The organism is bacterium, assembly GCA_021372615.1.
In the GTDB taxonomy this organism is placed as follows: Bacteria; Armatimonadota; Zipacnadia; order Zipacnadales; family UBA11051; genus JAJFUB01.
In genome coordinates, this window is sequence record JAJFUB010000023.1 from 15,568 (window position 1) to 40,701 (window position 25,134).

The window sequence follows — 25,134 nt, forward strand, 5'->3', positions numbered from 1 at the left end:
CCGATCCGCAGCTGTTCCCCATGGGTCTACCAGCGCACAGCCGATCGCTACTTCGGGTAGGTGACCCCCACCACCACATCCAGCAGCGTGACCGCCGGGTTGCGGACACGGACCATCTCCCACAGGCCCTCCCCGAGCGTGCCGCTGTTGGACGCGCCGAACATCATCCCGCTGCGCCCGCCCGCCGGCGCCGGGTTGGTGAACTTCCCCGTCCCGTCCAGGATCAGCCTGCCGTCCATATGAATGAGCAGATCCTGGCCCTTGGTCACGATCCGGTAGGTGTGGAAGTCGTCGTCGGTGCGGACGTTCGTGCTGACCCGCGCGTGACGCATGCAGACATGATCGGGGAAGAACTGCACCTGATCCCCGGTGATGCCGTTCTCGACCAGGATGCTGCTCTCGCTGGAAATCGTCTTGAGTCGGGCCTCGATGACCGTCTCGCGCGCGGGGTCAATGAAGGCCGGATAGCGGAAGTAGTGGTAGCTGTCCCCAACCGTGCTGCGGTCGGCAATGAGCAACTTGCCGTCCTGCAGTTCGATGACGCACCCCTTCGCCCCGCCGATCCGCTGCCAGGCCGGCCCCGGCAACTTGTCGCTCTCCCAGGAGATCATCCACTGGTCATCGCCCGGTGGCACCGTTTCGGGCGCGGTGAGGACAACCCGGTTCTGGCGGAACTTCAGCGCCTCCAGCGGCACGGGGTAATCATACCAGTCTTCCTTCACGGTCGGGTTGGCGAGGGTGTGATCGTTCAGGGCCACCTGCGGCGGCACGGGGCTGACGGCACGCACGTGGCAGATGACCGTCGGCTTGACGGCCTGCGTGAAATCCTCAGCTACGACCAGGTCGAAGGCCTGCGGACGGCCGGCTTCGAGCAGGTGACCGTTGACGGGCGTGAGCACCGGGACGGTGCGGTAGCGTGACCCGCCCTTGAGATAGGACTCGGGCGGGCCGTTGCGGACCGTCAGGAAGTAGAGCTTGTCCCTGGTCTTGAGGGCCTGCGGGTCGCCTAGCTCGCGCCAGATGGGGCCGCGCGGGTTGAAGTAGTTGAAGATGTAGATGCCATCGGCGCCCGCGGCCCAGGCATTGGCGGCGCGGGCCCGGTAGCTCTCCAGGCTGCTGCGCCGGAAGCGCGTCTCGCCCAGGACGCGCGAGTCGCTGAGCGACGGGTAGACAGGCACATCGTACTTGTGCCCCAGATCGATGAGGGTCTCCCACGGGTTGAGCCGGAAGTAGCACGTGCCCGAGAGCACGTCCACCAGCCCCTCCTGCAGCCACCGCTCGATGTCCAGGCCGAGGGCGCGGCTGTACTCGACAGAGTCCGGCACGCGGATGGCGATGAGGATCGGGCGGCCGCGGCGCATCCCCTCGCGCTCGGTCATGGCGCGAATGCGGCGCACGAGGTCAGTCATCATGTCGCGCTCTTCGTCCGAGGCCTCCCCGCCCCACGCGACGCTCTTGAAGAAGCAGGCGTGGCGGAAGAAGTCCATCTCCACCCCGTCCACGTCGAATCGCTGGCAGACCTCCTCGAAGAACCGGTAGCACAGATCGCGCACTTCCGGCACCGCGTAGTTCACTGACGACCAGGTGCCATAGGGCGGCTGGTGGTCCGGCGCGCCGACGAGGTACTCCGGGTGGTCCTTCTTGAGTTGCGGCAGCATGATGGGGCCGTAGCCCGTCAGCCCCGCGTCATGCGTGTCATTCATGCGCATGTCCCAGAAGATCTCGATCCCGTGGGCATGGCAGAAGTCGGCCATGACCTTGATCGGGTCCAGGCCCACCCGCAAGTAATCGGGCATGCCGTTGTCCTTGCACAAGTCCTCGCGCGAGACGAAGGGCGGGAACACAGCGCTGTGGTGCAGCGCCCAGCCGAAGCACATCGAGTTGCTGTAGAAGATGCTGTCCACCTGACTGCCGAGCAGGGGGGTGGTGCGCAGGGCCAGGAGCGCCTCGGGGGTCGGCTCCTTCCTGGTGTAGATGACATCATCGCCGTCGTTGTTGAAGATCATGCGGCGGGGGCGATGGGCCGCCTCGCGGCGCATGGCGCGCAGCCTGGCGAGGTCAATCGGGGCGTTCTGGGCCAGAGCCTGGCTGAGCAGCATGAGCACCCCTCCCGACAGCAGCACTGCAGTCATGGTCCGCATGGCCACTCCCTCCGGGGGTCACTCGTTGACGTAGTCGGCCACCGCGCGCACGACCACGGCCACGACCGTCGCCCCGGCGTCCTGGACACCGATGCTGCGCTCCTGGAACCAGGCCGACCGGCCGAACTTCCCCTGCAGAGGAGTGGTGCTCTCCGCGCCGGCCTGCGCGGCCTCCGCCGCCGCGGCGCAGGCGTCCGCGAGTGAAGCCCCGCCGGCTTCCGCCTCTTTCAGCGCCCCCACCGCCGGGATGAGCGCATCCACCAGTGTCTTGTCTCCCTGTTGCGCCCCGCCGCGCTGCTGCAGTCCGGCGATGGCCGCTTCCCCGGCCGCGACGATCGCGGCCAGATCCCACTCCGCCAGCCCGCCGTCCTTGGCGACCTTCGCCGCGCGCATAACTGCGGTGGCGACCAGGGCCCCGAACGTGGAGGCTCCCGCCGAGTTGAAGGCCATACCGGCCTTCAGGAGGGCGTCGGCGAGGCTCCCGGCGGCCTCGCCCGGGGACTCGATGACCGCCTGCAGGCCCAGGCGGCAGGTGACGCCGAGGTCGCCGTCGCCGGTGGCGGCGTCGAGGGCGGTGATCTCGTCATGCGCCGCCGCCAGACCGGCCGCGAGCTTGGTGGCCAGGGGCTGGAAGTCGGCGAGGGTCAGTGATTGCTTCACGGGTGTCTCCTTCTGGACGGCAACGGCTCCTCACCCCTGCCCCTCTCCCTCGCTCCGCTCCGGAGAGGGGAGGCGTCCGTTCTCCTTGTAGCTTCGAAGCCACAGAGTGGTCGCACGAGGTCCCCCTCTCCGGAGCGCTCAGCCTCACCGAGCGCGAGGGAGAGGGGTAGGGGTGAGGACGCCGTTTGTCTACCCCTGCAACAGGAACGGCGAATGCGCCGGGGCGTCCAGGCAGCGCTTGAGTTCCTCATCCAGCCTGCACAGCGTCACCGACGCTCCCGCCATCTCCATCGAGGTCGCGTACTCCCCGACGAAGGCCTTGTGGATCGTGAGGCCATGCCCGGTGATGACCTCGTGGGCGCGGCGGTAGAGCAGGTACAGCTCCTCGGGCGGCGTGGCGCCCAGGCTGTTGACGAGGACCGCGACCTCATCCCCGGACTGGAAGGGCAGGTCGGCCAGCACACGCTCGGTCATCACGGTCGCGACCTCGTCGGCCGTCTGCAGCTTGCCGCGCTGAATGCCCGGCTCGCCGTGGATGCCCATGCCCAGCTCCATCTCGTCCTCGCCGAGGGTGAACGTGGGCTTGCCGACGGCCGGGATGATGCACGGGGAGAGCGCGACACCCATGCTGCGGGTGCTGGCGACGACCTTCTCCGCGGTGGCGACGACCTCGTCGAGCGAGGCGCCTTCCTCGGCGCGCGCGCCGACGATCTTGTAGCCGAAGAACAGCCCGGCCACGGCACGGCGCTTGCCCTCGCTTTCGGGCGGGGCGGAGACGACGTCATCGCGCATGCGAACCGTCGCGACGCGGATGTCCTCCATCTCGCACATCTCGGCGGCCATGTCAAAGTTCATGATGTCACCGCCGTAGTTGCCGTACAGGTACAGCACCCCGGCGCCGCTGTGGATGGCCTTCGTGACGGCGACCATGGCGTCAATCGAGGGCGAGGAGAAGACATTGCCGATGGACACGCCGTCGCACAAGCCGGGCCCGACATAGCCCAGGAAGACGGGGATATGGCCCGAGCCCCCGCCGGTAGCGAGGGCGACCTTGCCCGCCACGGGGGCGTCAACGCGCATCAGCCCGCGCGGCGTGTCCGGCACGCGCTTGAGGTGCGTCGGGTGTGCCGCGAGGATACCCTCGATGGTCTCCTCGACAAAGGCTTCCGGGTCGTTGATGAGCTTCTTCATGGGTTGCCTCCGTGGGGGCGCAGGACGCGGCGCCCCGGCCAGTTGCGAGCCAGCGCCCCAGTGTTCACCGCTCGCGCGCCCGGCACCTGCGCTGCCACGCAGGGGAGCCCGGCTGGGGCAGCGAACCTCTCCCCGTGGCCACACCATCTCTCCCCCGGGGAGGGCCAGCCATGAGCACCGACATCCCCCGCAACTACCCCGCGCTGCCGCCGCTGGGCGGCTGGTTCACCGACGAGGAAGTCCAGGCCGTCATGGAGACGCTACGTGACTCCATGGACTGGCGCACGGGCTTCGGCGGGCCCGAGATCGGCCAGTTCGAGGAGGCCTTCGCGGCCTACTGCGGGGTCGAGCACGCCATCGCCGTCAACTCCTGCGGCACAGGGCTGGACCTCGCCATGATGTGCCTGGACCTGCAGCCCGGCGATGAGGTCATCAGCCCCGCCATCACCTTCAAGGCGACCCACCAGGCGATTATCGGCCAGGGGGGCACGGTCGTCATGTGCGAGATTGACCCCGCGACCTTCAACGTGGACGTGGCCGATGTCGAGCGGCGCCTCACGCCGCGCACGCGGGCCATCCTCGCGGTCCACAACAACGGCCTGTCGGTGTTCATGGATGAGCTGGAGGCCGTCGCGGCGGCCCATCCGCACCCCACCTACGGCCCGGCGAAGGTCATCGGCGACGCCGCCCGGGCCTGCGGCGCAGGCTACAAGGGCACGAAAGTGGGGAAGATGGGCTGGATGAACGTCTTCAGCTTCCAGACCAGCAAGAACATGACCACGCTCGGCGAGGGCGGGATGATCACCACCGATGACCCCGAGGTGGCCCGTCGCGCGCGGGCACACCGCTCGTTCGGCGCCGGGGACATGTTCTGGGGCACGAACTACCGCATGATCCGGCTGCAGGGCGCCGTCGGGTTGGTGCAGTTGCGCCGCCTGGACGAGATGAACGACCGGCGGCGCGACCGGGCGCACAACCTCAGCCGGCTGTTGCGCGGCCTCCCCGAGCTGACGCTGCCGACCGAGCCGCCGGACTGCCGGCACATCTACTACGGCTACACGGTGATGGTGCCGGAGGACTGGGCGGGGGAGAAGCGGCAGAAGCTGATGGACTGGGTCGGCGCCCGCGGCGTCGGCACGGTCGTGATGAATGACTGCACCTGGACCTTCGACCCGTATATCGCCTCGCTGGGCTACGACGGGGCCGACACGCCCGTCAGCGTCCTCACCGGCAAGCGCCTGTTCTGCCTCAGCCTCCACCCGCTGATGACCGACGACGACCAGGAGTACATCGCCCGGACGATGGCCGAGGGGGTCGAGGCGGTGAAGTCCGGTGAAGCCTGACCCCATCGCGGCAGTAGTGCGGGCTTCCAGCCCGCCCGTGCTGCTCGTCACCGCCGCCGATGAGCAGCACCCGTTCGACGACTACCTGGCCGAGGTGTTGCTGACCGAGGGGTATGCGTGCTTCGCGTGGTGGGGTCTGTCCCCGGAGGGTTGGCGCCAGCCAACCCGCAGGGGACTGACCCCAGGAGGAGATGGCGATGGGGTCAGCCCCCTGCAGACCGGCTCCGCCGGCCTTCCGGGGACAGACCCCGACTCGCGGACAGACCCCGCCCCTTCCCTCCTCATCCTCGGCGCTGGCGCCGCCGCTCAGACCCCCGTGGAGGAGGTTGAGGCGTACCTGCGCCGCGGCGGCAAGATGATCGTCATGCGGCCGCCCGACTCCTGGGCGCCGCTGCTGGGCCTGGCCGTGCCGGGCGAGCTGTACCGCACCGCGCCCGATGCGTACCTGCATGTCAACACGGACCACCCGTGGCTGCAGGGCTTCCCCGAAGGCGACCTGCAGTGTCCCGGCGAGAGCCGCGTGTTCCGCGCCGAGGGGGCCGAGCCGCTGGCCTTCATCGCCGGGCAGCTGGGCATGCCCTCGATCTTCCCCGCCGTGTCTCACCACCGCGTGGGCGAGGGCGAAGTCGTCACCTTCACCTACGACCTCCCCGAGACCCTCGTGCTCTTCCAGCAAGGCCGAGCGGAGAACTCCAGCACCGGCCGCAACCCTGACGCCAACCGCGACGGGAAGTTCTGCGCCGATGACGCCATGACGGCGATGCGCGACTACCGGCTGCGGTTCGTCCCGCAGGCCGACGTGCACCGCGACCTGCTGGTGCGCGTGATCCGGGGCCTGCTGGGAGACACGCTGCCCCTGCCACGCCTGTGGCACTTCCCCGACGCCGCGCCCGCCGTGCTGTTCGTGGATGGCGACGGCGACAGCATGATCTGGGACGACCTCGAAGTCACGGTCGCGATGGCCGCGGAACAGGGCTACCCGTACACGCTCTACATGATGCGCGCGGAGATCGAGGCCTTCGACCGAGAGGCCGTGCTCGCGCTGCGCGACCGGGGCTTCGCGTTCGGCGTGCACCCCTGGTGCGGGCCGCGGCCGACCATCGAACAGTGGGAGACGGAGATCGGCGAGATCGTCGCGGTGTTCACCGAGAAGTTCGGCTTCGCACCGACCAGCCTGCGCTCCCATTCGTGCATCTTCCCCGGCTGGGACGAGCATCCCGACATCATCCGTCGGCACGGCCTGCGGCTGGACACCAACCTCGCACCCGGCTATCGCTACCGGGACGGCTACCCCAATGGCAGCGGCCTGCCGCTGCGCTTCGTGGACCGGGCCGGGCAGATCGTGGACTGCTGGGAGCAGAGCACGATCCAGACCGAGGACGGGGCGCTGACGCCGAAGGTGCTGCTGCCGCCGCTGACACGCGAGGAGGCGCTGGTGCTCGCCCGGTCCATGCTGCAGCGCGCCGCGGCAACCTACCACAACGTCTTCCACCCTTACTTCCACCCCATCAATCTCGGCGAGCGCGGGGCGCGAGTGGCCGCCTGGTTCCGCGGCGTGCTGCGCGAGGCGCGCGACCTGGGCCTGCCCGGCGTCAATGCCTCCGAGTGGCTGGCCTTCAACGACGCGCGGATGGGTGTGCGCTGCGAGGATGTTCGCTGGGACGCCGCGGGCCGCGAGTTGTCCTTCACCGTCAGCAGCCCGGCGCCCCTCGACGGCGCGACCATCCTGCTGCCGCCGTGCGGCGGCTTGATCCCGGTGCAGGCCATGGTCGGGGGCAACGAGGCGGAGCTGGAGCCCGTAGACCTGGAGCGATCCGACTGGACAGCGCTGGTGCTCGACCTGCCGCCACAGGGCCGCCTGTCGGTCAGCATCCGGTATGAAGCATAACCCAAGGGGTCTGTCCCCGCAGGGGGCTGACCCCATCTGCACACAGGGAGAGGATGACCACATGCCCCTGCGTTGGGCCATCATCGGTTGTGGCGACATCGCGCGCAAGCGCGTCGGGCCGGCCATGGTCGAGGACGAAGGTAGCGAGCCGGTGGCGATGTTCTCGAACTCGCTGGACCGCGCCCGGGAGATGTGCGACCTCTTCGGGGCGCGGCGGGCCACCGACCGCCTCGACGACATCTGGGCCGACGACGAGGTGGACGCCGTCTACATCGCCAGCCCGCACTTCCGCCACCGCGACGAGACCGTGGCAGCCGCGCGCGCCGGCAAGCATGTGCTCTGCGAGAAACCGATGGCCTGCGATGTGGCGGAGTGCCGCGAGATGATCGCCGCCTGCGCCGACCGCCGCGTGGCGCTGGGGATCGCGTACTACCGCCGCTGGTACCCCAAAGCGCGGAAGATGAAGGAGCTGATCGCCGCGGGCGTGATCGGCACGCCCATCCGCGCCCGTGTGTGCATCGGCGGGCTGTACAGCCCCACGCCGGAGGACTGGAAGCGCTGGCGGGTCAGCGCCCAGGCCCGGGGCGGAGCGCTGATGGATGTCGGGAGCCACCGCCTGGACCTCATCTGCTATCTGCTCGGCGAGCCGCAGCGCGTCTGCGGCCTGACCGACCACCGCGTGATGGACTACGCCGTGCCCGACACCGAGAGCCTGCTGTGCCGCATGGCCGACGGAACGCACGTGACGTGTAGCTGCTACTGGAACATGCCGCTGAGCGCCGATGAGATGGAGATTCACGGCACGGAGGGCTCGCTGCTCGCCACCCCCTTCGATGGCAACACGCTCGTGGTGCGCACGCGCGCGGGCGAGGAGACGCTGGACGTGTCGCGCCCGTTCGACAACGTCCACCTCCCGCTGGTCGCCTCCTTCGCCGCGCGCGTCGGCACCGGGCAGCCGCCGGAGTTCGACGGCACGGACGGCATGCAGGCCACGCGGATTATTGACGGGTGCTACCGGAGCCACGCGTCCGGCCAGTGGGAGGCCGTCTAGCCAGTAGGGCAGGCGGCCCGCCTGCCCCGGAAGCGCGCGGACGAGGCCGCCCGCGCTACTGAGGGAGTTCGCACATGGACTGCACCACCAACTGGGCCGCCACGCACGGGGAGCCCTGCATCGCCCTGCGGCCGCACCACCTGCTGTGCCTGCTGTGCCTGCGCGGCGGGGGCGAGCCGCCTGACCGAGGCGAATGGGGACTGGAGGAGGCCCTGCGCCGCATCGCGGCCGACCGCAACCTGCTCATCACGCTGGAGACGGCAGTCAACTGCATGGGCGGGCCTACCAACCAGCCCGCGCGCTTCGACCCGGCGACCCGCCGCAAGGACCTTCAGGTGCTGCAGCAGCTCAACCTCGCCCCCGGCGACACGCGCCCGGCGCACTGGCTGCTGCGGGACGTTGTGCCCAAGCTCTGGCCGACGCTCGCGGGGGTGTGCGACCTGGGCGGCGAGACCGGCCCGGCCTGGCGCGAGTGCCCGGAGTGCCGCAGCGGCGCGTACGCGCGGGGCGTGGCCGAGGGCGTGATCCCGCTGCGGTCGGCCGAGGACATGGCCGACGACAAGGAGCGCTCGTGCGCCGAGATCGTCTCGGCCGAGCGCCTGCGCATACGCCCGCATCACCTGCTGTGCATCATGTGCTTCTGGGGGACGGGCACGGATGCCCCGGTCGCCGCGGACAACCTGTGGGAGCCGCTCATCCGCATGAGGGACAACCCGGAGATCGAGGTAGAGCTGGTCGAGGGGGCGTGCATGGTCTGCCCGCCGTGCCACGGCTGGGATCCCCGGCGCAACATCTGCGACGCGGCCTGCGGGCTGCGCGACCGGCTCAAGGACCTCAACACGCTGCAGCGGCTCGGCCTCGCGCCCGGCGATGTGCGCACCGCCCGCGAGCTATACGACCTGATCTGGGAGCGCATCACCGACATCGGGGAGATCTGCGGCCGCATGAACGAGACGCCGCTGGAGTGGCACGACTGCAGCGGCGCCCGCGGCGACCGGCACGGCAAGGCCCGGGAGCGCGGGCAGTTCATCCAGCCGTAGGAGCGCGGCGTCAGTCCGCCAGACCCTCCACCGTCACGAGCACCCCGTTGTAGGCGGGCACGGTGAGACTGGCCGTCGCACCGTTTGCCGTCATCGCCTCGGCCTTCCAGGCGGGCTTGATCGTGGCCCCGGCGCCCTTGACCGTGACCTGTACCGGCCGGTCCCGGTCGGTGAAGTTGGCCAGCACGACCAGCCGCCGGCCGGGCTTGGCCCAGGCGCTCACCCGCACCTCCGGGTCCGAGACCGTGAACTCCTGCTGCTGCCAGAAGGGCACGAACCGGACGCCCTGCATGCCGAAGGCGATCTGCACCGCCCACACTTCCTCGACGACCTCCCGCCGGATGCTCCCGGCCCACAGCGGCACGCCGTAGCACATGGCCGCGGCGAGGCAGCACTCGCTGGGGCCGCGCTCCTTGGTGGCGTCCGTCAGGCGGTCCAGCTCCGGCAGCAGGTACGCCGACGCTCCGGTCGTGGGCGCATAGAACTCCGTGCGCCAGGTGCGGTCGGGGATGTCGGTCATGTAGAAATGCGGCTTGCCGATGACCGCCGAGCTGTACTGCTCGCCCGGGCACCAGCCGTCGTTGAAGGCGTTGAACAGGCTGTACCAGTAGCTGTGCGCGTGGCTGAAGTACAGCCTGTGGTGATCGTGGCAGAGGGCGTACAGCCGCCGCGAGACGCCCCGGTGGGCATAGAGCGGGAAGGTGCGGCCACTGCGCCCGAAGGCGTCCGTGAAGCCGCAGCCGTGGCGCGGGTTGTCGCACGGCGTGGCGCCGTCAATGTCGGTGTAGATGCCGTCGCTCCAGTCGTTGTCCAGGTTCTGCTTCACACACCACAGCAGGAACTCGGGGAAGCTGCTGCTCGGGCAGACGGGGACGATGCTGTAGGGCGCGTTGTCCCCGACGCGCTTGTAGCCCGAGAAGCTCCCGCCGTACGGCAGGTTCCATTCCTCGCCCAAGAACAGGTACTCCGGCGAGATGTTGGCAGTGCACTGGACGCAGCTGTAGTCGAGGTTGTGCTTGCCCTGCGCCCGCCAGCCGTCCACGAGCTTGCGCTCGGCGGCCGGGTCGCGCGCGATCAGCGTGGCGTTGAGCGTCGAGATCTGCTGCCCCCAGCCGTAGACGAAATGGGTGGAGCCCTTGAGCTGCGGGCCGCTGGCGAAGCGGATGTCGTGGCGATCCGGGTTCGGCGGGCGCACCGGGGTGGGCTCAAAGCCGAAGGTGTAGGTGAGGGGCTTGGTGATCTTCGTCGGTTCGCTGATGAGGTGGAGGCGAACGACGACTGCCCCGCCCTCGCGCCGGATCGTTACCGCCGGTTGGTCCTTGCCTTGCCGCCAGTTGGCGTCAGACTCCATGAACCACGACAGCCCGCGCTGCTCATTGCCGAGCCAGCCGTACGGGAGGAACTCCTTCTCGTCCAGCTTCTGCCCATCGAACTCCCGGCAGACGGGGTTGCGGTAGAACTTGGCGACCTCCGGCTTGAGGGGGATTTCGAGAGTGAGTGAGTCCATGTCCACGCCGCCGGCCGGGGGCGTGAGCGTTACCTCCGCTCGGATGAGCCCGTCGAACTCCATCAGCGACCGGAACGACGCGGCCAGGCGCCCGAGCTTCCCGGCGCCGACCGTAGCGACGCGGAAGGGCTCCTCCTCGACGACCGCCGGGTTGGCCCAGGTCGTCGCCGAAGTGTCCGCTTGCAGCCGGACTGGAGCCGCGAGGAGTTCCTGCCCCGCCACCTTGATCTGCGTGGGCAGTGCCCCCGGCAGCGCCGCCTCCCCGTTCCAGTACTTCACCGTGCTGCCCGTCAGCGACAGCGGCGTCCACGGCTCGAGCACGCGGTCGGCACGCCAGTCGCCGGCCTTCGGCAGCCACGGCGTCGGCGGCTTCGTCACCTTCGCCTCGCCCGCCAGCGCCTCGCCGCCGGCGGCCAGGCTGGCCCTGGCCGTGTAGTCACCGTCCGCCCATGCCTTCACCGGCACCGTCAGCGGCTGGTCCGGCAGGGGCCCCTCGAGCGTCTTGAGGACGGTGCCCTGTGGGTCGGTGACGGTCAGCTTCGCCTGTGCCTGCGGCAGGCGCTGCTGCCAGGCCGCATCCAGGTGCGCGGGCTTGAGCGTGACGGTCAGCTTGCTGCCGAAGTAGTCCGGCTTCATCGTGACCGCCAACCCCGGCTTCAGGTCCGCCAGACCCCCGGGCACGTCCATCGCGTACAGATCGAGCACCTCGTCGTCAGTCAGCGCCCGGTCGAAGACGCGGACCTCGTCGCAGATGGTGCGCTCGTCCGGGTCGGCCCACTGGCTGCCGCTCCAGAACTGCACGGGGCAGATGGTGAAGGTGCCCTCGGTCAGCTTCGGCAGCGTCCCCGACGTCAGGCCCTCGCCCACGCGCTTGCCGTTGGCATACAGCCGCAACTCCTTGGCGTCCCACGTGGAGACGAGGTGGGTCCACTCGCCCTGCTTGAGCATGTCCACTGGCGCCCCCGCGCGCGAGGTCGTGTCGGTCGGCGTCTTGGCGTTGACGCGGATGTAGTGAGAGACATTCTCGTCGCCGATGGGGTACAGGTACAGCAACATCGTGTAGGTGGTCGCCGCCATCCCGTCCCACGGCTTCCGGTCGGCGCTGACCACGAGGAAGTGGCGGAACTTGCCGCTGTGTCCGTCCCAGTTCAGCGGCTTGACCCACACCGAGTACGTGCCCTGGCTGGTGTCGAGATTGCCGGCGATCTGGTAGGTGCACCGCTCGCCCTTCTCCTGCAGCAAGCCCGCGCCCTTGACACCCTCCTGGGAGCGCAGCTCGAGGTTGGAGGTGAAGGTGGACTTGGGGTCGCCCTGGGCAGAGTCGGCGGTGGTGATGAGCTTGTCGAAGGAGACGTAGAAGGTCTGACCAGGCGGCAGCGCCAGGGCGGCGGTGCCGCAGGTCGCCAGTGCGAGTATCAGCGCGAATGAGCGCATGGGAAGCCTCCACGGAGGAGTGCAGACGGGTACAATAGTGAGATATTCCCCGCGCGCTGCTCAGGCCCTGCGCACCCACCTATGCGGGACGACTCGCTTCCACCTCCAGCCGCACCATCGCGACATGGATGCTGCCATCGGCCGCCGGCGGGTGGGCCACCAGATACTCGCCCACCAGCTCCGCCACGAACTGCTCGCGCAGCTCTTCGGGGACGCGGTGCGTGTACGGCATCCACGTCGTCCGCATCCAGCCGGCCAACTCGTCTGCGTTCGCCTTTGCCATGTCCTTGGGGATCAGCTCGACGCGCACCGGTGTCAGCCCCGCGGCCAGCAGCCACTGCCGGTACGCGACCGGCTCATGGAAGCCATACGGGAACGTGAAGCCGCCAAAGAACGACGCCCACGACGGCCGCGCGATCAGTCGCTCCGCCGCCTGCATGACCTCCCCGGCGTTGCCCCGGCCGCCCATCTGCAGCACCGCCCGCCCCCCGGGCTTGAGCGCTCGGGCAATGCCGGCCAGCACCGGCCCGTGGTCAACCACCCAGTGCAGCGTCGCATTCGAGAACACCAGATCGAACACGCCGTCGAAGCCCAGCCACCGTGCGTCGCCCGGCTCGAACCGCAGGTTCGGCCACTGTGCGGGCGGGAAATGGGCCTGCGCGAAGCGGACCATCTCCTCCGAGCTATCGAGCCCGACCACGGACCCATCCGGCACCGCCCGTGCCAGTTGCGCAGTCACCTTGCCATCGCCGCAGCCAATGTCTAGGATCGACTCGTCGCCGCGCAGGTTGAGCGCACCGATCAGCCCCGCCGCCCAGTCCATCTGGGCCTGCGAGTGCCTGCTGTATTCCTCGGCGTTCCATTGTGTCACGGCCAACGGCCTCCCGGCGGGCGTCCCGCCCGGCATAGCAACAGTTCACACTGCAAGTGTAGACAGGGGAAGGCATATCGCCAAGGGCCGCGTAGACGGGTGCGTCCCCGCACCCGCCCAACCCGCCACCGTGTGGGTTCGAGGACGAACCCACCCACGCGCTAGCGTCGCGGGCCGACCTTGCTCAGGTCAATCGGCTCGAACCCCAGCTTCAGCGCCGGGGAGGTCGGCTTGAGGCGGTAGTCGTGCTGCTGCGGACTGACGAACTGTGGGTCGGCGATCACGCTCTCCTGGTCAAAGCCCAGGCCCTTCCAGAAGTCCAGCGGGCGGAACCATTCGGCATACGGTTCGTCGCCGGGGGCGTAGAGCTTGACCTCCTCCCCGCCGTGCCAGTAGAGGTTGCTGTCCCACCGGGTGATGGTCGGGGGCACCTTGCGCCCGCAGTAGATCGCCATCGCGTCGGGCTCCTCGTACGCCACGATGTTGTGATGGAACTCCGTCTCGCGCGAGTTGTCCGAGAAGTTCGCGATCAGGATCTGCCGCCGCGGCCCGTTGTTGACGAAAATGTTGTTGTAGACCTTGTTGCCCTTGCCGCCCTGCACCATGAGCCCGCCGTCCCACGCCCCGTACACCACATTGCCGTAGACCGAAAAGCCCCCGGCGAAGGAGTCCAGGTAAATCCCCCACGAGTTTTGCATGTCCCGCCCCATCATCGAGGAGTACCCGCCGGTGTCGTGGATGAGGTTGTAGCGGAAGATGCTGCCGGAGAGGTGGTCGCGCGACTGCTGCGTGACTTCCAGGCCGCCGGTGTCGTAGCTCTCCTGGTTCACATCGTGGATGTGGTTGTACTCGACGATGTTGTTGGTGCTGGTGGTGTGGCCGACGCTGATGCCCCAGCGCGTCGTGTCATGCACATGGTTATGGCTGATGAGCGCCCCGTGCACCTGGTCGCCGCCCGAGATCCCCGCCACATGCTTGTAGACCCACCCGAGGTGGTGGATCTCATTGTCCGAGATGACCGTACCGGCGGGGGAGTTGTTCACGTAGATGCCGCCCTCGGCCCCGTAGGCGATCTCATTGCCGATGACGCGGTTCCCGCTGCCGTAGGCCATGTAGATCCCGGCCTTGCCGATGTTGCGCAGGCTGCAGTCCTCGATGGCGACATGGTCGGCATAGCCCAGGGTAATGACCCCATCGGTGCTCTTGCCGTACATGATGAAGCCATCATCCGGCGTGTAGTCGGTCTCCCGCAGCGCCAGGCCCGCCAGGCGCAGGCACTGCACCGGCTGCTCCTTCGTGCCCGTGAAGCTCACCAGCCGCGTCAGCCGCGGGGCGATGACCTGTGTCTTGGTCGTGAGCGGCGCCTTGGGCCACAGGTACACCTTCCCCTGCGCGCGGTCGAGATACCACTCGCCGGGGCTATCCAGCTCGGCGAGGATGTTCTCAACGAAGTAGCGGTCGCCACTGCAGACGTCCACGGCTGCCTCCTTGCCGCTGATGACGACCACGCCCCGGGCTTCGTCCACCCGCTCCAGCTTCGCGATCTCATTGAACGCGCGGCAGGAGGTGGGTGAGGAGGGCCAGACATGCACCTCGGCATCAGGCTCGTTAGCCCACGCGGGCTTGACCTGGCCGGGCACGAAGGGGAACTCGGTCTTGCTGGCGGCTGACAGGCCGCCACACTCGACGATCTGCAGGCCGTGGCGCGCCTTCGTCTGCTCGGCCTGGATCAACACCCGGTGCCTGCCGGCGGCCACCGGCGGCATGGTCCAGCCGGACATCTGCCAGGCCGGGTCGTCGGTCAGGATGATCGCATCAATGTTGTAGCCCCCGCCCTTGTCGTTGCTCCAGCGCAGCACATGCTTCCCGGCGGTCAGCTTCAGCGTCGCGCTGCGGCTCCACTTGTGGACCGACCAGCCGCCGGTGTCGGGCAGGTTCATCAGCGGCGTCTTCTCCCCGCCATCCAGGGCCAGGCTGGTCTGCCCGTCCATGTTGTCCCGGTTCAGCATCTTCATGCCGTGCGCATACAGCAGCCACACGGAGTACTCGCCCTCGGCCGGCACGTCCATGTCCCACTCCAGCCAGTCGCCGGGGTTGTGCATGGCGCCGATGGCCTCGCCAAAGCAGCTCGGGCGGATATACAGGAAGCCCTTGCGGTACGGATCGCTCGGCACATAGTTGGGGTAACGGGCGCGGATCATGCGCTCCCCATCCACAAACAGCGAGCGGAAGGTGACATCCCTCAGCGCCGCGGGGACGTCAGCGACCATGATCTTGCCCTGCCAGGGTCTGAAGCCAGTGACGGGGACGCCGCCGCTGAGGACGGGCCTCTCTCCGGTGGCGGCGACGTAGGAGATGGGGCAGGCCTCGGTGCCGGAGTCCTGGGGCTCGAAGGCGAGCATCTCGGAGGGCCGGTACACCCCGCCGCGCACGCGCACCTGGATGGGCTGTGTCAGCGGCCCGGCGGCCTTGAGTTCGCGGATGGCCTCCCGCGCCCCGGCCAGCGATGCCAGCGGGCCGTCGGTCTTCGCCGCATTCGGGGCGGCCAGCTTGCCGGACCAGGAGTCCCTGCCCGCGGGGGAGACGGTGAGGACCAGCGGGGCGGCCAGAGCGCACCCGCACAGCAGCACTGCCGACACCGCGCCTGCCGTCCGCAGACTCACGAAGAACCGCATGTTCGCCCTCCCATGCTACACCATTGGCCGATAGGTGATGACAACGGAACCGGGGCAATCCTCGATGGCGAGCCGCAGGCCCTCTTCCGCTAGGTCCCGGCCGGTTGCGACCATGCCCGAGTCGCCCTGCTCGACGAGGTAGTGCCGCTCTGGGTCCAGGCCGCGCAGCCGGAAGCGGGCGCTCTCGTACGGGCTCTCCGCCCGCCGGAACGCCTGGACCATGCCGGTCTGCTCCGCCGGGTCGTGGAACTGCCAGGCCATCCAGGAGACGTTGTCGCGGGTGTTGGGTGTCAGCGGGTAGAAGTCGGCCAGAAAGAGCGGGGCGACGGCCCGCCACTCCTCCACCAGCCGCACCAGTAGCGCCAGGTCCAGGTCGTCGCGCCGCAGGTCGTAGCCGAGCCCCATGCCCGACCCGTGGCCGCTGCGGACGGCGTACTCGTCCACCGTGTCCACCGGCAGCGTGTTCGAGCCGTAGTAGGGGATCCACTGGCTCAGGCCATAGTGGAAGGACTGCTTGACCGGCAAGTTCCAGTAGTCGAAGTCAGTGGGATGCAGGGGCACCGCCCGGCGCATGGTCTCCAGGTCGTTGCGGCGCCCGCCGGAGGCGCAGCTATCAATGAGCATCCCCGGGTGGCGGCGCCGCAGTTCGTCCCAGAAGCGCAGGTAGCCCTGCACATGCTGGTTCTCGGTCATGCCCTGCTGGTCGGGGGCGTCGTGGGCGCGCCAGTAGGCCAGCGGGTCGAAGTTGTGGTCCTGGCGGTACAGGTCAATGCCCTGCTCGATCAGCACCCGGTCCACGTGGTCAATGAGCCACTGGCAGGCCTCGGGATGGCCCAGGTCCAGCAGACGGTTCTGGGGCTGGTCGGCGGACACGCCGGGCTGGTTGAGGAGCCACTCGGGGTGCTCGGTCTGCAGCCACGTGCCGTCCGCGACGCGCTCGGGCTCGAACCACAGTAGCGTCTTGAGGCCCCGCTCGTGGGCGAAGTCGCTGATCGCGCGCAGGCCGTGGGGGAAACGCACCGGGTCCGGCTCCCAGGTGCCAGTGCGCGGCCAGTGGCCGTCGCAGGGGTACCAGCCGGCGTCCATCCACCAGTAGTCCAGCGGCACTCCGGCCTGCAGGTACCGGCTGATGAAGTCCTTCTGGTTCTCCTCGGTGGCCTGGGTCATCTCGTTGAACTGCAGCGACGTGCCGCCGAAGAGCAGCGGCGGCGGCAGCTTCCCCCCCTCGACCCGCGGCACGTTGTAGGCCAGCATCCAGCGGCGCCACAGGTTCTGGGCGCGGTCCAGGTCGTCACCCTCCCAGCGCAACAGCGCCATGAGCGGGCCGCGGATCTGCTCGCCGGGGCGTAACACGAGGTTGACCTGCTGCTGGCCGGCGGCGAAGCGCAGCTCGCCGTTGGCGCTGCGGATGAAGGTGGCTTCCCACTGCCCGGGCCAGCCGACGGCGATCATCAGGCCGCCGTAGAGGGTGCGCAGGTTGAAGTACGGGAAGGCGCGGTTGCTCCCCCGCCCGCCCACAGGGGCGATATGCTCCTCACAGCCGGGCGGCAGGTCGAGCACATAGGGCTCGTAGCCGTGCACGGAGTAGTAGTCGCCGGTCACCGAGTGGATCGCCAGGGGCGCGTCGGGGGGCGCGGGGACGAGCAAGTCGCCACCGTGGAAGTCCGTGATCGGCGGGGTATCGCGGTCGCCGGTGTTGGCGAGCCACACCGTCCACTCCACGACCGGGAAGTCGGGGTAGGTGCGGCACACGACGCGCACCTGCAGGCCGCTGTTGGGGTCCTGCCAGGTGTGTTCGGACTGCTCGCCATCGGCCGAGTGCTTCGATACGCAGGGCCACAGGGCGAGGAAGTCGTCCGAGCACTGCCGCCCGTAGAAGAACGAGAACGGGGACAGCAGCCCGCCGTCGGCCTCGCCAATGGCGCGGCCGACGCCGCTGCCGTGGAGCGTGCGGGCGCGGGCTCGCGCCCGGTCCATCTCCGCAGGCGTCGGGGCGATGAGGTCAGGCGTAGACATGGCACACCTCCCAGGATCGCAGACGCAGCAACTGCCGTTGCCGTACGGAGCGCGGCTCTCCAGAGCCGCAGAGGCCCTGCAGACCGCCCTACAGCTTCTCCAGCCAGCCGTCCTTCAGTTCCGCGCCCCAGCACTGCGGGTGGCCGTTACGACGCGCGCCGAAGATCAGCCACTTGTTGTCGGCCGTCAGGTACGGGTGGGCGTGCGCCCACTGGCCGCCGTCATACTCCGTGCGGCTGAAGCACGCCCGTGCGTACTTGCCCGAGGCGAAGCTGCCCACATAGATGGGGATGCCCGGCTCGCCCGTGTCGCAGACCCAGTACTTTGCATCGCGCGACACGCTGATGTGCCCGAAGCGCAGCGGGCCAGCGTACACCGGCGTGGCCTGCGCGTCACCCACCTTGCCCCGCCAGATGTTCCCCTTGCTGTTGGCATCCGTGCCGGTGGAGAAGAAGATCTCGGAGGTGTTGCCGATCCAGGCCTCGTGGCCGGTCGGGCGCAGCGTGTACGGCTGGTCGGCCGGGAAGGACTTCTCGCCCCCGCCGATCTCCAGCTCCGACAGCAGTACCACCTTGACGCCCGGCACCTGGTTGAGCTGGATCAGCACGCGGTTGCGGCCATCGCGCGAGAACTGCTCGTGCTTGGCGTGATAGCCCGGCTTGTCGAGCAGTACGCTCCACTGCTTGGTCTGCAAGTCCAGCAGATGCACCTGCGCCGGCGGGGCGGGCGCATCCGCAGCGGCGCCCTCGGGCTTGGGCGGCACGACACTGACCGCATAGTAGCGGTGGTCCGGCGACACGGTGCCATAGCTGTAGCCGCCCCGGTCCGGCGGCAGTTCGGCCACGTTCTCGATCTGCAGCGTCAGGTAGTTGCACCGGCGCAGCATCTTCTTGCCCTCGACCGTCTGGGCGTAGTACAGCCACTCGCCCCAGGCGTGGAAGGCCGGGAAGGGCACCTTGCCCGAGAGGATCTCGTGCCGGGAGCCGTCCTGCAGGTCGAGGATGGCGAGGCTGCCGGGGAGCTTGTCGGTCTTGTAGTAGCGGATGGCGATGCGCCGGCCGGTGGCGTCGCCATAGGGCTGCTCGCCATAGATGTTGTCGGCCGGCCGCTCATCGGGGCCGAGTACATACACCTGCGCCCCGCTGTCGGGGTCCACTTCCACGGGCTGTCCGAGCATGTTCGCATTCCCTCCGGGTTGCGCGCCGGCGGCGCCGGCGATCAGGCAGGCAAGGGCCACGACGTAGTACACGATGCACCTCCGGGCGTGTCAACCCGGTAGCATTCGGCACCGAGGCGCACGCCCCCTTCCCCCTCCGCAGGCAGGAGCGGCGGCCCCACGGACGGAAGATAGCTGCGGCCACTTGTGCCATGCAACAGGAGTCTGTCATGCGCTACGCCAGCCTCTGCTGTCTGCTGCTTGCCGCCGTTCCGGTCGTGGCCCAGCCTCCCCCGGCGCTGCGGAGCGCCCTGGGGGCGGTCACCAACGGCGACTTCGCGCAACTGACCGACGACGCGAAGGGCTTCGCCGGCTGGCAGTTCAGCATCTCCCGAGACGCCGTCGTCAGCCTGACGGTGGACCGCACCGGCGGGCGGGGCGGGGGAGCGGCCGCGCTCTTCCACGACGAGTCGCCCATGTCGCCGCACGTCTACGGGCGCTTCAAGCAGACGGCGAAGGTGCTGCCGGGCATGGGCTACCGGCTGTCGTGCTGGTGCAAGGCCGAGAAGGCCGCCGGCGGCAACCACTGGACTGACTGGAAGAGCTATAGCCTCGGCCTGCCGGGCGGGACGTACGACTGGCAGCGGGTGGAGCGCCGCTTCGAGACCAAGCCCGACCAGACGGAGCTGGACCTGGGCCTGAACATCGTGGACGTCACCGACCGGCTCTGGGTCGATGACATCGAGCTGCTCCCGGACCTGTCCATGGTCAAGGCCCGGGGGGCCTGGCTGGGGTTCTGGAGTACTCCGGTGGTGGACGCCGATCGTGAGGAGCTGAAGTGCCGCGTGTGGGTCGCGGGCGCGCCGGAGGGGGCGAAGCTGCGCGTGCAGGTCACGGCCGGCGCCGAGCAGTTGGGGCGGCTGGAACTCGTCCCGGCCACTGACGGTGAGGTGGCTGGTAGCCTGCGACTCACTCCCCCGGCGCAGAGGCGCGGGCAGGTGGTAGCGTCCCTCATCGCGCCCACCGGCCGCACCCTCGTGAAGGCCACTCGTCCGGTGGACATCGCCAGCGGGCGGTACGTGAAGACGCGTCTGGAGCAGGCGCGGCAGCAGGCGGCAGCCCTGGCCGAGGCCATGCGGGGCTGGGAGCGCCGGGGCCTCCCGACCGACTACCCGCGCGTGACGGCGACGGTCGCTGAGAACTTCCTGCCGTGGATCGAGGGTGACATCCGCCAGGGCAACATGAAGCTTGCCGCCCAGGAGCTGGACGAGCTACACGAGGCGCTGGCCGCGGCGCTGCAGCAGTGCGCCGAGCCGCCGCCCGTCGAGGCCCTGACCGTGCCCCGCTACGCCGGCGGCCCCATTCGCATCCGGGGCGGGCACTTCGCTGCCCGCGTGCGCTGGCCGAACGGCCACGCGGAGTCGCGCCCGGTCTTCTTCATGGGCTACGGGCATTTCGCGGCGGTCCGGCGCGACCTGGAGAAGTTCCCCGCCTACGGGCTGAACATCATCCAGGTCGAGTTCGGCCCCAGCAGCGTCGTCCGGCCCGACTTCACCTGCAACATGGCTGCCGTGGATGACTTCGTCAAGCTGCTCGATCGCGGCGCGCAGGCCGGCGTGGCCGTCAACCTGCTGCTCTCGCCCCACTACTTCCCCCAGTGGGCTTACGACAGGTGGCCCGAGATCGGCGGCGTGAACGGCGGCTTCATCCGGTTCGACGTGGACGCCCCCCAGGCGCGCCGGATTGAGGAGGCCTTCCTGCGGGCGGTCATGCCGCGGCTCATCGGCCACCCGGCGCTGCACAGCCTCTGCCTGAGCAACGAGCCGGTATACGTCAGCGCCCCCAAGAGCGCCCACAACCTGCGTCTGTGGCGCGAGTGGCTGCGCCGGCGCCATGGCGACATCGCCCGCCTCACCGCGCTGTACGGCACGCAGTACGGGAGCTTCGACGAGGTCCCGGTGCATCCGTTCGACGACCTGCGCGAGAGCCCGCAGCTCTACGACTGGGTGACCTTCAACAACGAGCGCTTCGCAGCGTGGCACCGCTGGATGGCTGACATCATCCACGAGCTGGCCCCCGGCCTCCCGGTCCACGCCAAGATCATGAACCTGCCCTTCAACCGCGGCACCATCGTGTGCGGCAATGATGTCGAGCAGTTCTGCGACCTGTCGCAGATTGCCGGCAACGACTGCGCCAACAACGTCTCGCGCCACGTAGACGGCCGCTTCACCAACGAATGGCGCAGCGAGTACCGCTACTACGACCTGCTGCGCTCGATGCGCGGGCAGCCGGTGTTCAACTCCGAGAACCACGTCGTGCCCGACCGCGACTGGGGCCCGGTGCCGGGGATGCACATGCGCAACCTCATCTGGGAGGGCGCCGTGCACGGCCTGGGGGCCAGCACCATGTGGGTGTGGGAGCGCAACACCACCGACCCGCGCAGCGACTTCGCCGGCAGCGTCATGCACCGCCCGGGCCTGTGCGATGCCCACGGCCGGGCCGCGCTGGACCTGATGCGCCTGGCGCCCCAGGTCACGGCCCTGCAGGACCAGCCCGCCCGCGTGGCGATCGTCTACTCCACCGCCAGCATGGTGTGGAACCAGCGCTACCCGTCGCTCGTGACCGCGGCCTACGAGGCGGCAGCCCGCCTGGGGGAGAAGGTAGACTTCCTGACCTGGCGGCAACTGGCGAGCGGCGAGGGCGACCGGGTGCAGGCCCTCCTCCTACCCGGCGTGACGCACCTGGAGGAGGAGGGCGTGCGGGGCCTGCGAGCCTTCGCGGCCCAGCCGGGCAAGCAGCTCATCGCGCTGGGCGACGGCTGCCTGGCGACCGACGAGTACGGCCGCCCGCGCGACCTGGCCGGCCTGCCGGTGGTGACGCTGGACGCCGGCGATGGCCCCACCCTCCCGGCCCGCCTCCGCGCGGCGCTGAAGCTCGACTGGCCGGTGGCGGTCACTGAGAACGGCCGCCCGACGACCGCCTGCACGTTCCGCTGGGCGCAGGCACGCGGGCGCTGGCTGGTGGATGTCTGCAACACCTCGCCCGACCCGGTACGGGTCCGCGTATCCTGCGCCGGAGCGAAGCATCTGACGAACTTGTTCACCAGCCGCCAGATCACCGGCGATGTCGAGCTGCGACCCATGGAGCCGGTGCTGATCGAGGCACGCTAACACTGCCGTTGCCGTCGCCGTCCCCCCTCTCCCTACCGCGCTCGCGGGCGAGCGCAGGAGGGGGTAGGGGGTAGGCCGCCGTTCGACTTCCAGGAGACCCACCATGCACACTCTCCGGACTCTCGCCGTCGCCGCCCTCCTTCCCGTGGCCTTCGCCTACGGCAAGCCCGCGCCCGTGACGCTCTACGTGGCCCCGCGCGGCAATGACGCCAACGCGGGTACGCGCGAGCAGCCCTTCGCGACCCTCCAGCGCGCCCGGGACGCCCTGCGCGAGTTGCGCGCCAAGGGCGCCCTGCCCGGCGGGGCGCGCGTGCTTGTGCGCCAGGGAACCTACCACCTCGCCGAGCCCCTTGTACTCGGGCCGGAGGACTCGGGCGCGGAAGACGGCGAGATCGTCTATGCCGCCATGCCCGGCGAGCGGGTGCTCCTGAAGGGCAGCGTGCCGCTCGGCGGCTGGAAGCTCTGGCGTGACGGCATCTACCAGGCGTCCGTGCCGGAGGCCGCCTTGCAGGGCGGGCGCTTCTGGCAGCTCTACTACCGGGACCAGCGACAGGTGCTCGCCCGCGTCCCCAATGCCGATCCGCAGCACCCGCGCAGCGGCGGCTTCCTCTATGTCCCCACTGTCGTCGAAAGGGAGAGCAAGACGCTGCTGTCGTACAACCCCGACAAGCTCGACCCGACCAAGTGGACCAGGCCGACCGAGGTGCGGGTCCACATCTGGTCGTGGCTGAACTGGAACCGCAGCATCGTCCCGGTCAAGTCCGTGGACGCCGACAAGCATGTCATCACCCTCGGCTCGCCCTGCAGCTACATGATCAGCCGGGGGAACCGCTACTTCGTCGAAAGCGCGCTCGAGGAGCTGGATGCGCCGGGCGAGTGGTACCTCGACGTTGCGGCGAAGGTCGTCTACTTCTGCCCGCCTGACGGCCAGGACCCGGGCGCGAACGTCTCGGTCCCGGTGCTCGGCAACCTGATCGCCTTCCAGGGTGCCAAGACTCCCGACCGCTTCGTCAGCGCCGTGCGCTTCAGTCGCTTCGATCTGGCTGAGGCGCGTGGCAGCCTCGTCACCTTCAGCGTCGCGGATCACTGCACGCTCACCGCGAGCAACCTGCACCACTGCGGCGGCACGGCCGTGACAATGCAGGACCGCGCCCATCACAACGCCATCCGCGGCTGCGACATCGCCCACGTGGGCGGCGGCGCCGTCTCGCTCGACGACGTGCGCGACTGGACCCACAGCCCGGAGGGCAAGCTGCATCACAACGTCATTGACAACAACCATGTGCACGACGTAGGCGAGTATGGCGACGCCTGGGGCGCCATCCGCATGAACCCCGGCTGCGGCGGCAACTGCAGCTATGCCAACGTCGTGTCGCATAACCTGATCCACGACACGCCGCGCCAGGGCATCAGCTTCAACGGCATGGGCAACATCGTGGAGTACAACGTCGTCCACCACACCAACCAGGAGCAATCCGACACCGGGGCCATCGGCATGGGCTCCCGCGATATCTATGAGCGCGGCAGCATCATCCGCTACAACTATGTCCACGACACCGGTGGCTACAACATGGTCCGCCCCGGCGTGTGGGAGTACCCGCACTACTGCTGGGGGATCTACCTGGACGACTACACCTCCGGCGTGCACGTCTACGGCAACCTGGCGGTGCGCACCTACCTGGGCGGCGTGATGGTCCACGGCGGGCAGGACAACGTGATCGAGAACAACATCATCGTGGACGGGCAATCCCAGCAGATCCAGTACGCGCCGATTGACAGCCTCACCAGCGGCCGCACGCCCGGCCACCCCGATGAGAGCATGTGGCTGATGACAGGCACCCGCTGCGTGCGCAACATCTTCGCCTACTCCGACCCGAAGGCCAAGCTCGCCGCCGGCCGCAAGTGGGAGCAGGCCATCGCCGAGTCCGACTACAACCTGATCTGGCATGCCGGTGAGCCGATCACGCTTAACCTGCCCGACGTGGCCGACGGCGACTACTGGGCTGCGTGGCGGAAGCTCGGCTTTGAGCAGCACTCCGTCATCGCCGACCCCAAGTTCCGCGACGCCCGGCATGACGACTACCGCCTCAAGCCCGACTCCCCGGCGCTCAAGCTCGGCTTCAAGCCGCTGCCCTTCGAGCAGATGGGCCTCTACAAGTCGCCGGACCGGGCCACCTGGCCCGTGAGTGACGACCAGTGGCGCGAGGAGCACATTCGCTATCCCGAGGGCGACCCGGCCCTGCAGCCCGTCAAGCCCCGTCCCGCTGCGCCGACGCTCAAGGCCACCCGCCGCGCCACCCCGCCCGTCATTGACGGCCGCGTCGAGACCCCCGAGTGGAACTGGACGCCGGAACTGACCGCAACCGTCGTGGCGCTCTCGATGGGCGACGGCCCCGGCAAGCAGCCCAGCCGCGCGTTCGTGACGCACGACGCCGAGGCGCTATACGTCGCGCTCATCAACCAAGTCAGCGACAGCAGCAAGGTCATCACGGGCGGCGGTACGTGGGGGCAGGACGACGGGGCAGAGATCTGCTTGCAGGATGTCTCGGGCACCAAGCCCGGCCCCGTGTTCATCATCCAGGGCTACCCGTCGGGCAGGCACGAGAGCAAGCCCGATGCGGGCGCCCCGCCCGAGGCGGTGGCCCGGGTGGCGCAGGCGACGCGCTATGCCGCCACCATCGGCGACGGGCAGTGGACGGGCGAATGGCGTATCCCCTTCGCCGCCCTCGGCGTGGACCCGACCAGGACACAAAGCCTGCTGTTCAACATCGGCGTGCTGAAGAAGGCGGAGCGGGAGTGGATTGCCTGGGTGAGCACCGGCGGTGCTCCCTGGCACATGGAGTTGGCCGGCAAGTTGCTGCTCGCGCCCTGACCGTCCGAGTGCCCTGTCAGGAACGAACCGATAGGCCGGGCGCCGTTGTAGGGCGGGGGCTCGTACCCCGCCTGCCGTTTGGGTAGTGCCATGCGGGGCGGGGTACAAGCCCCCGCCCT

Annotated in this window: 13 protein-coding genes and 1 pseudogene; 6 read left to right on the forward strand and 8 right to left on the reverse strand. The window is 69.1% G+C overall.

Annotated features, from left to right (window positions below; genetic code table 11):
- Positions 1-47 precede the first annotated feature (47 nt).
- The 3 genes from LLH23_03745 to dhaK all read right to left on the reverse strand — a co-directional run bounded on the left by LLH23_03745 (position 48) and on the right by dhaK (position 3,992).
- Positions 48-2,141: a hypothetical protein gene (locus LLH23_03745; protein ID MCE5237586.1), complete on the reverse strand. Its 2,094-nt coding sequence runs from the start codon at positions 2,139-2,141 to the stop codon at positions 48-50.
- Between the two features lie 18 nt (positions 2,142-2,159).
- Positions 2,160-2,801 (reverse strand): DAK2 domain-containing protein, encoded by a 642-nt coding sequence (locus LLH23_03750; GenBank protein MCE5237587.1) that lies wholly within the window; start codon positions 2,799-2,801, stop codon positions 2,160-2,162.
- 189 nt (positions 2,802-2,990) lie between these two features.
- Entirely contained in the window at positions 2,991-3,992 is a 1,002-nt protein-coding gene (dhaK, locus tag LLH23_03755; protein ID MCE5237588.1) for a dihydroxyacetone kinase subunit DhaK, read from the reverse strand.
- Between the two features lie 170 nt (positions 3,993-4,162).
- Between dhaK and LLH23_03760 the strand changes: the two genes are divergently transcribed.
- The 4 genes from LLH23_03760 to LLH23_03775 all read left to right on the forward strand — a co-directional run bounded on the left by LLH23_03760 (position 4,163) and on the right by LLH23_03775 (position 9,314).
- Positions 4,163-5,335, forward strand: a complete 1,173-nt coding sequence (locus LLH23_03760) for a DegT/DnrJ/EryC1/StrS family aminotransferase (protein ID MCE5237589.1) — start codon at positions 4,163-4,165, stop codon at positions 5,333-5,335.
- Positions 5,325-7,223: a hypothetical protein gene (locus tag LLH23_03765; protein ID MCE5237590.1), complete on the forward strand. Its 1,899-nt coding sequence runs from the start codon at positions 5,325-5,327 to the stop codon at positions 7,221-7,223. Before LLH23_03760 ends, LLH23_03765 begins: the two co-directional genes overlap by 11 nt.
- A gap of 61 nt (positions 7,224-7,284) precedes the next feature.
- A complete protein-coding gene (locus LLH23_03770) occupies positions 7,285-8,274 on the forward strand; it encodes a Gfo/Idh/MocA family oxidoreductase (protein ID MCE5237591.1) in 990 nt (329 codons plus the stop codon).
- 74 nt (positions 8,275-8,348) lie between these two features.
- Complete coding sequence (locus LLH23_03775; protein MCE5237592.1) at positions 8,349-9,314, forward strand: hypothetical protein; 966 nt, start codon at positions 8,349-8,351, stop codon at positions 9,312-9,314.
- 10 nt (positions 9,315-9,324) lie between these two features.
- Here LLH23_03775 and LLH23_03780 read toward each other — a convergent pair whose 3' ends face one another.
- The 5 genes from LLH23_03780 to LLH23_03800 form a co-directional block, all read right to left on the reverse strand.
- Entirely contained in the window at positions 9,325-12,255 is a 2,931-nt protein-coding gene (locus LLH23_03780) for a LamG domain-containing protein (GenBank protein ID MCE5237593.1), read from the reverse strand.
- A gap of 79 nt (positions 12,256-12,334) precedes the next feature.
- A complete protein-coding gene (locus tag LLH23_03785; protein MCE5237594.1) occupies positions 12,335-13,126 on the reverse strand; it encodes a methyltransferase domain-containing protein in 792 nt (263 codons plus the stop codon).
- A gap of 161 nt (positions 13,127-13,287) precedes the next feature.
- Positions 13,288-15,801, reverse strand: coding sequence for a right-handed parallel beta-helix repeat-containing protein (locus LLH23_03790; protein ID MCE5237595.1), 2,514 nt, complete (start codon positions 15,799-15,801; stop codon positions 13,288-13,290).
- A 15-nt stretch (positions 15,802-15,816) separates the two neighbouring features.
- On the reverse strand, positions 15,817-17,817 hold the full coding sequence (locus LLH23_03795; protein MCE5237596.1) for an alpha-galactosidase: 2,001 nt from the start codon (positions 17,815-17,817) through the stop codon (positions 15,817-15,819).
- Positions 17,818-17,905: 88 nt separating this feature from the next.
- A complete protein-coding gene (locus tag LLH23_03800) occupies positions 17,906-19,066 on the reverse strand; it encodes a hypothetical protein (GenBank protein MCE5237597.1) in 1,161 nt (386 codons plus the stop codon).
- 1,346 nt (positions 19,067-20,412) lie between these two features.
- On the opposite strand from LLH23_03800, the pseudogene LLH23_03805 reads away from it, so the two are divergent.
- Positions 20,413-21,399, forward strand: a pseudogene (locus tag LLH23_03805) (beta-galactosidase).
- 847 nt (positions 21,400-22,246) lie between these two features.
- Positions 22,247-25,015 (forward strand): right-handed parallel beta-helix repeat-containing protein, encoded by a 2,769-nt coding sequence (locus tag LLH23_03810; GenBank protein MCE5237598.1) that lies wholly within the window; start codon positions 22,247-22,249, stop codon positions 25,013-25,015.
- Positions 25,016-25,134: the final 119 nt, after the last annotated feature.